Annotated in this window: 7 protein-coding genes; 2 read left to right on the top strand and 5 right to left on the bottom strand. The window is 68.1% G+C overall.

Annotation, left to right across the window (positions count from 1 at the left end; genetic code table 11):
* Positions 1-815: tripartite tricarboxylate transporter substrate binding protein (locus PMI14_RS07770; RefSeq protein WP_007852371.1), on the top strand; the 815-nt coding region annotated here is incomplete at its 5' end.
* Between the two features lie 7 nt (positions 816-822).
* Positions 823-1,953, top strand: a complete 1,131-nt coding sequence (locus PMI14_RS07765; protein WP_007852369.1) for a CaiB/BaiF CoA-transferase family protein — start codon at positions 823-825, stop codon at positions 1,951-1,953.
* Positions 1,954-1,968: 15 nt separating this feature from the next.
* On the opposite strand, the gene PMI14_RS07760 is transcribed toward PMI14_RS07765, so the two are convergent.
* From PMI14_RS07760 to ftsH, 5 genes are all read right to left on the bottom strand, one after another.
* Positions 1,969-3,009 carry an amino acid ABC transporter substrate-binding protein gene (locus tag PMI14_RS07760; RefSeq protein WP_007852362.1) on the bottom strand — a complete coding sequence of 347 codons (1,041 nt, stop codon included), beginning with the start codon at positions 3,007-3,009 and terminating at the stop codon, positions 1,969-1,971.
* A gap of 212 nt (positions 3,010-3,221) precedes the next feature.
* Positions 3,222-3,509: an N-acetyltransferase gene (locus PMI14_RS35900; RefSeq protein ID WP_007852354.1), complete on the bottom strand. Its 288-nt coding sequence runs from the start codon at positions 3,507-3,509 to the stop codon at positions 3,222-3,224.
* Positions 3,510-3,739: 230 nt separating this feature from the next.
* Entirely contained in the window at positions 3,740-5,074 is a 1,335-nt protein-coding gene (gene glmM / locus PMI14_RS07750; RefSeq protein WP_007852352.1) for a phosphoglucosamine mutase, read from the bottom strand.
* A gap of 67 nt (positions 5,075-5,141) precedes the next feature.
* Positions 5,142-5,987, bottom strand: coding sequence for a dihydropteroate synthase (folP, locus tag PMI14_RS07745; RefSeq protein WP_007852348.1), 846 nt, complete (start codon positions 5,985-5,987; stop codon positions 5,142-5,144).
* 170 nt (positions 5,988-6,157) lie between these two features.
* Positions 6,158-8,086, bottom strand: a complete 1,929-nt coding sequence (ftsH, locus tag PMI14_RS07740) for an ATP-dependent zinc metalloprotease FtsH (RefSeq protein WP_007852345.1) — start codon at positions 8,084-8,086, stop codon at positions 6,158-6,160.
* Between the last annotated feature and the right edge of the window lie 165 nt (positions 8,087-8,251).

Raw genomic sequence — 8,251 nt, 5'->3', positions numbered from 1 at the left:
GCGAGGCCGGGCTGGCCCAGCCGATGGTGGTGGAAAACCGCGCCGGAGCGGGTGGCAACATCGGCGCGGAGTACGTGGCACGCGCGGCGGCCGATGGCCAGACCCTGCTGTTCGGCACCTCGGGCCCGCTGGCCATCAACGCCAGCCTCTACCGCAAGATCGGCTACGACCCGGTGAAGAGCTTTGCCCCGGTGATCCAGGTCGGCCACCTGCCCAACATCCTGGTGGTGAACCCCGCGGTGCCCGCCAGGACCGTGAAGGAGCTGATCGCCTACGCCAAGGCCTCGCCGGGCAAACTGAGCTATGCCTCGTCGGGCAACGGGGCCTCGTCGCACCTGGCGGGCGTGCTGTTCAATGCCTCGGCCGGCGTGGACCTGCAGCACATCCCCTACAAGGGCACGGGCCCGGCGCTGACCGACCTGCTCGGCGGGCAGGTGACCATGAGCTTCACCGACGTGCTCACCGCGCAGCCCTACGTCAAGAGCGGCAAGCTGCGGGCCCTGGGGGTCACCACGGCAGAACGCTCACAGGCACTGCCCGAGGTGCCGACCGTCGCCGAGCAGGGCGTCCCGGGCTACGACGTGAGTGTCTTCTTCGGCATCGTGGCGCCTGCGGGCACGCCGCCCGAGCGCATCGCCAAGCTCAACAAGGCCTTCATCGAGGTGCTGAACACCGCCAAGGTCAAGCAACTGCTCGCCTCCCAGGGCCTGGAGCCCGCCCCCTCATCCAGGCCCGAGCAACTGGGCCGGTTCATCGAGGCGCAAATGGCCATATGGGCCGGCGTCGTCAAGCAGTCCGGCGCACAACTCGACTGAGGCCCCCATGACTCCCTCCGATTCCCTTCCCCGCGGCGCGCTGGCCGGCGTGCGCGTGCTGGACATCTCGCGCATCCTCGGCGGCCCCTACTGCGGCCAGATCCTGGGCGACCATGGCGCCGACGTGCTCAAGGTGGAGCCCCCGCAGGGCGATGACACCCGGACCTGGGGCCCGCCCTTCAAGGACGGCGTCGCCTCGTACTACCACGGGCTCAACCGCAACAAGCGCAGCATGCACCTGGACCTGGGCAGCCCCGAGGGCCGCGAGGCGCTGCTGGCGCTGGTGGCCGAGGCCGATGTGCTGATCGAGAACTTCAAGTCCGGCACGATGGAGCGCTGGGGCATCGGCTACGAAACGCTGTCAGAGCGTTTCCCGCGCCTGGTGTGGTGCCGCGTCACGGGCTTCGGGTCCGATGGTCCGCTCGGCGCCCTGCCCGGCTACGACGCGGCGGTGCAGGCCCTGGCGGGCATCATGAGCATCAATGGCGAAGCGCAAGGAGGACCGCTGCGCGTGGGCCTGCCCGTGGTGGACATGGTGACCGGCCTGAACGCCGTCATCGGCGTGCTGCTGGCGCTGCAGGAGCGGCAGCGCAGTGGCCGCGGGCAGTTCGTCGAAGCCGCACTGTACGACAGCGGCCTGTCGCTGCTGCACCCGCATGCGGCCAACTGGTTCCTGGACGGCAACACGCCCCGGCGCACAGGCAATGCGCACCCCAACATCTACCCTTACGACACCCTGGCCACCCGAACGCAGCCGCTGTTCGTCGCCGTGGGCAACGACCGCCAGTTCGCCAGCCTGTGCCGCTGCATCGGTGTGCCGGCGCTGGCGGACGACCCCCGCTATGCCCGGGCCGGCGACCGTTCGGTGAACCGCGTGGCGCTGAAGGCCGTGCTGGAAGACGCGATGAAGGATTTCGACGGCAGTGCGCTGGTGGACACGCTGATGGCCGCAGGCGTGCCCGCCGCGCCGGTGCTGTCCGTCGATGCGGCGCTGGCGCACCCGCACACCGCGCACCGGCAGATGGTGGTGGACCTGCCGGGCGGCTACCGCGGCATCGGGGCGCCGGTGAAGCTCAGCCGCACGCCGGCCAGCTACCGCCATGCGCCCCTGGCGCCCGGAACGGGCTTCGAGGGCTGACCGCTCCGCGAATCCTCAGCGGATGGGGAAGGCGTACATCAGCCCGTTCCGGTTCCACAGGTTGTTCAGTCCGCGCTGCAGGCCCAGCGCGGACTTGGGGCCCACGTTGCGCTCGAAGATCTCGCCGTAGTTGCCCGTGGTCTTGACCGCGCGGGCCAGCCAGTCGCGGTCCAGGCCCAGCAGCTTGCCGGTGTCTTCGGTGGTGCCCAGCAGGCGCTGCACCACGGGGTCGGTGCTGCCGGTCTTCTGGCGGTCCACCGAGGCCTGGGTCACGCCGTACTCCTCGGCCTCGATGAGGCCGTAGACCACCCACTTGACGATGGCGAACCATTCGTCGTCGCCGCGGCGCACCATGGGTCCGAGCGGCTCCTTGGAGATCAGCTCGGGCAGCACGACATGTTCGGCAGGGTTCTTGGCCTCCTTGTTGCGCACCGAGGCCAGGCCCGAGGCGTCGGTGGTGTAGCCCACGCAGCGCCCGGCAAAGTACGCCGCGGTGGCGGCCTCGACCTTCTCGAACACGGCGGGCTTGATGCCCAGGTCGTGGGTCTTGGAATAGTCGACGAGGTTCTTCTCGGTGGTGGTGCCCGACTGCACGCACACCGTCTGGCCCTTGAGCTGCTTCATGCTCTTGATGTTGCTCTTCTTGAGCACCATCACGCCCTGCCCGTCGTAGTAGGTCACGGCGGTCTGGTGCAGGCCCATGGACGCATCGCGGGTGAGCGAAAAGGTGGTGTTGCGCGAGAGCACGTCGATCTCGCCCGACTGCAGCGCCGTGAAACGCTGCGAGGTGCTCAGCGGCACGAACTTGACCTTTTCGCCGTCGCCCAGCACCGCCGCCGCCACCGCGCGGCAGATGTCCACATCGAGGCCCGACCAGCGGCCACCGGTGTCGGCGACCGAAAAGCCGGCCAGCGCCGTGTTGACACCACAGACCACCAGGCCCCGGGCCTTGATGCCGTCCAGCGTCTTGCCGGCATGGGCCGACCAGGGGGCTGCGGCACAGGCGGCGGCAAGGAGCAGGCGGGCGACTGCGGCGCGCAGGGGGAGATGGGTCATGAAAGGCGTGCTCCTTGGAAAATGCAGTCACGGTGCCTTGTGTGCACCGCCGGCCGCCACCTTGTGGGTGCGAGATTCTGGACGATACCGGCTGTGCCCCTGCATCGGGATTTACGAGGATGGAAGCAGCCCACAGGCTACACGGATCGCGCCGCCGTGGCCGCAAGCAAACAGCTGCTTACAAAGACCGGGCCGTGCCGGCCCGGTGGAGCTCAGGCCAGTTTCTTCTGCAGAAACTGCGCCTGACCCATCGCTGGGTCGAGTGCATACGGCGCAAAGCCTTCACGCAGGTACAGCGCCATGGCGCTGGTGTTGCCCGAAAGCACCTCCAGCGTGAGCTTGCAGGCCCCGCGCTCACGCGCCATGGACTCGACGAGCGCCAGCATGCGCTGTGCGATGCGCTGGCCGCGCCAGCCCGGGGCCACCACCACGTCGTGCACGTTGACCAGGGGCTGGCAGGCAAAGGTGGAAAAGCCCTCGAAGCAATTGACGAGACCCACGGGGCACGGGCGCCGTGTCCACGCCCTGCTGCGCCCAGGCGATCACGCTGAAGGCCTGGGGGCGCTGCTGCAGTGCAGCGGGCAGGCCCTGCAGCACCTGCCCGGCCAGCGGCTGGCCACCACCGGCAGGATCCCGGGCATAGCCGTCGAGCAACTGCACCAGGGCCCGGGCATCGCCGGGATGGGCATAGTCCACGCGGCGCACATCGATCGCTACGTCGGCCATGGCATCAACCGGCACGCGCGGCATCGGCCAGGCGCTGGGCGCTGCGGCTGGCCAGTTGGGCTTCGCGCGCCTCGACCATCACGCGCAGCAGGGGCTCGGTGCCGCTGGCACGGATCAGCACGCGGCCGGTGGTGCCCAGCTCCTGCTTCACGGCCTCTGTCTCGCGGGCCAGCAGTTGGTTGGATTTCCAGTCCTGCCCTGGCGCCAGCCGCACGTTGAGCAGCACCTGGGGGTACAGGGTGACGTCGCTGAGCAGATCGGGCAGCTTTTTGCCGCTGCGCACGCAGGCCTGCAGCACCTGCAGGGCGCTGACCAGGCCATCGCCCGTGGTGTGCCGGTCCAGCGCCAGCAGGTGGCCCGAGCCCTCGCCGCCCAGCGTCCAGCCGTGGCGTGCCAACTCTTCGAGCACATAGCGGTCTCCCACCTTGGCGCGCACGAACTGCACGCCGCGCTGCTGCAGCGCCACCTCCACCGCCATGTTGGTCATAAGGGTGCCGACCACGCCGGGCACTTCCTCGCCGCGGCCCAGGCGGTCGGCCGCCATCAGGTACAGCAGCTCGTCGCCGTTGTACAGGCGGCCCGAGGCATCCACCATCTGCAGGCGGTCGGCGTCGCCATCAAGTGCAATGCCGTAGTCGGCGCGGTTGGCGCGCACCGAGCGCACCAGCGCCTCGGGGTGGGTGGCGCCCACCTCGTGGTTGATGTTCAGGCCGTCGGGCGCGCAGCCGATGGACAGCACCTCGGCGCCCAGTTCATGGAACACCTTGGGTGCCACCTGGTAGGCGGCGCCATGGGCACCGTCCACCACGATCTTCAGGCCCTTGAGCGTGAGGTCCTGCGGAAAGGTGCTCTTGCAGAACTCGATGTAGCGGCCCGCGGCGTCGTCGAGCCGGCGCGCCTTGCCCAGGCTGGCCGAGTCGGCCCACACCGGGGCCTCTGCCAGGGCGGCCTCCACCGCCAGTTCCCAGGCGTCGGGCAGCTTGGTGCCCTGGGCGCTGAAGAACTTGATGCCGTTGTCGGGGAAGGCGTTGTGGCTGGCGCTGATCACCACGCCCAGGCTGGCGCGCTGCGCGCGCGTGAGGTAGGCCACGCCCGGCGTGGGCAGCGGGCCGAGCAGCACCACGTCCACCCCGGCGGAGTTGAAACCGGACTCCAGCGCGCTTTCGAGCATGTAGCCCGAGATGCGCGTGTCCTTGCCGATCAGGACGGTGGGGCGCTCTTCGGAGCGGCGCAGCACGCGCCCCACGGCATGGGCCAGGCGCAGCACGAAGTCGGGGGTGATGGGGGCCTGGCCCACGGTACCGCGGATGCCGTCGGTGCCGAAATACTGGCGTGTCATGGGTGGAATCTCCTCGGGTTCTATCGTTTTTTTGGTTTGCCATGCGCCTGCCATCGGCGCACGGCCTTCATGGCTGTGCCTGCTTCTGCTGCTCCATCGCCTGCCATACGGCCAGGGCGCTCACTGTCTCGGCAACGTCGTGCACGCGCACGATGCGCGCACCGTTCACCACGGCCAGCAGTGCCGCCGCCACGCTGGGCAGCATGCGCTCCCCGGCCACGGCCAGCCCCGTCACCGCCCCCAGGGACGACTTGCGCGACCAGCCGGCCAGCACGGCATGGCCCGTGGCCACCAGCTCCTGCTGGCGTGCCAGCAAGGCAAAGTTCTGTTCCACCGTCTTGCCGAAGCCGATGCCCGGGTCCAGCGCTATGCGCTCCCGGGCCACGCCCAGGGCCTGCAGGCCGTCGGCCGCCCGCGCCAGGAACGACAGCACCTCGCGCACCACGTCGCCCGCCATGGGCGCCACCTGCATGGTCTGCGGGTCGCGGTGCATGTGCATCAGGCAAACCCCGCACAGGGGATGGCTGGCCACCACGGCCGCCGCGCCGGGCTGGCGCAGCGCCCACACGTCGTTGACGATGTCGGCACCCAGGTCGAGCACGGCCTGCATCACCCCGGGCTTGTAGGTGTCCACCGAGACCGGCACGCCCAGCGACACGGCCCCCTGCACCACCGGCAGCACGCGGGCCAGTTCCTCGGCCAGCGGCACCGCCGGGCTGCCGGGGCGTGTGGATTCACCGCCGACGTCGAGGATGTGGGCGCCGTCTTTCACCAGCTGTTCGCAATGCCGCAGCGCCGCCGCCGTGCTGGCATGCTGCCCGCCATCCGAGAAGGAATCGGGCGTGACGTTGACGATGCCCATGACCTGCGGCCGGGCAAGGTCGATGGCGAAGCGGGAGGTCTGCCAGAACATGGAAAAAAGGGGAAGGTGCGCCGCCAGGGGCGCACCGGCAGGGGAGTGAAGTGACGTGGATGCGGATGGGGCGAAGGAAGGGGCAGAGACCAGGCCCAGCCACGAAAAACGGGGCACTGGGCCCCGTTGGTGCGGTTGAACCGCTGGTTCGCCTGCCTCGCCTGGCCCTGTCAGGCGGCCGACGGTGCTGCCGGGGCAGCCTCGGTGGCCACGGCAGGTGTGCCGCCGCCCGGGGTGTCGCCACCCGACGAAGGTGTGCGTGGCGTCCAGTCCTTGGGGGGACGGGGCGGCTTGCCGGCCATGATGTCGTTGAGCTGTTCCATGTCGATGGTTTCCCATTCGAGCAGGGCCTTGGCCATGGCGTGCATCTTGTCGCTGTTCTCTTCGATCAGGCGGCGCGCCAGATCGTACTGTTCATCGATGATGCGGCGCACTTCGCTGTCGACCTTTTCCATGGTCTGTTCGCTCATGTTCGTGGTCTTGGTGACCGAGCGGCCCAGGAAGACTTCGCCCTCGTTCTCGGCGTAGACCATGGGGCCCAGGGCCGTGGTCATGCCGTAGCGGGTGACCATGTCGCGCGCGATGTGCGTGGCACGCTCGAAGTCGTTGCTGGCGCCGGTGGTCATCTGGTTCATGAACACTTCTTCGGCGATGCGGCCACCGAACAGCATGCTGATCTGGTTGAGCATGTATTCGCGGTCGTAGCTGTAGCGGTCCTGCTCGGGCAGGCTCATCGTCACGCCCAGGGCACGGCCACGCGGGATGATGGTGACCTTGTGCACTGGATCGCACTTGGGCAGCAGCTTGCCAATCAGGGCGTGGCCGGCTTCGTGGTAGGCCGTGTTGCGGCGCTCTTCCTCGGGCATGACCATGCTCTTGCGCTCGGGGCCCATGAGGATCTTGTCCTTGGCCTTCTCGAAGTCCTGCATCTCCACGGTGCGGGCATTGCGGCGCGCAGCCATCAGGGCCGCTTCATTGCACAGGTTGGCCAGGTCGGCACCGCTCATGCCGGGCGTACCGCGGGCGATGATGCCCGGGGCCACGTCCTGGCCGATCGGGATCTTGCGCATGTGCACGTTCAGGATCTGCTCGCGGCCACGGATGTCGGGCAGCGTCACGTAGACCTGGCGGTCAAAACGGCCGGGGCGCAGCAGGGCGGCGTCCAGGATGTCGGGGCGGTTGGTGGCAGCCACCACGATCACGCCCAGGTTGGTCTCGAAACCGTCCATCTCGACCAGCATCTGGTTCAAGGTCTGTTCACGCTCGTCGTTGCCACCACCGAGGCCGGCGCCACGCTGGCGGCCCACGGCGTCGATTTCATCGATGAAGATGATGCAGGGAGCGTTCTTCTTGGCGTTGTCGAACATGTCGCGCACACGGGCCGCGCCCACGCCGACGAACATTTCCACGAAGTCCGAACCCGAGATGCTGAAGAACGGCACCTTGGCTTCGCCCGCGATGGACTTGGCCAGCAAGGTCTTGCCGGTGCCGGGCGGGCCGACCAGCAGCAGGCCGCGCGGAATGCGGCCGCCGAGCTTCTGGAACTTCTGCGGGTCCTTGAGGAAGTCCACGACTTCCTTGACTTCTTCCTTGGCCTCGTCGCAGCCGGCCACGTCCGCGAACGTGACTTGGTTGTTGTTCTCGTCGAGCATGCGCGCCTTGCTCTTGCCGAAGCTGAAGGCACCGCCCTTGCCGCCGCCCTGCATCTGGCGCATGAAGTACACCCACACGCCGATGAGCAGCAGCATGGGGCCCCAGCTGACCAGCAGGGTCATGAGCAGGGAGCCTTCCTCGCGGGGCTTCACGTCGAACTTGACGTTGTGGCTGATCAGGTCGCCCACGAGGCCACGGTCGAGCACGGAGGCGTTCGTACGGATCTTGCGGTCGTCGTTGGTGACGGCCACGATCTCGCCGCCGCTCAGCCCTTCGGGGATGGTGGCGCTCTTGATACGATTGTTACGAACTTCCTCGAGGAATTCGGAGTACCCGATATGTCCTGCGCTGGCGCCGCCACGGGTGTCAAACTGCTTGAACACCGTGAACAGCACCATGGCAATGACCAGCCATACGGCAATTTTTGAAAACCACTGATTGTTCAAGCGGGGCTCCAGTTGCAAGGGAGAAAGGGCGACGGTCACAAAGCCGTCACGGCCTATATGTGGCCCATTTTAGGTCTTTCAAGCCAAGGCGCCATGGCTATTCCCCCTAGCGGCCATGGGCACCGCTCGGGATTTACGGGGGTTTTTCACAAATCGGCGCTCTTT

Origin of the sequence: Acidovorax sp. CF316, from assembly GCF_000276605.1 — a bacterium.
In the GTDB taxonomy this organism is placed as follows: Bacteria; Pseudomonadota; Gammaproteobacteria; order Burkholderiales; family Burkholderiaceae_C; genus Acidovorax.
Note: the sequence above shows the minus strand (reverse complement) of the source record. Positions and strands in the feature narration are given on the sequence as shown.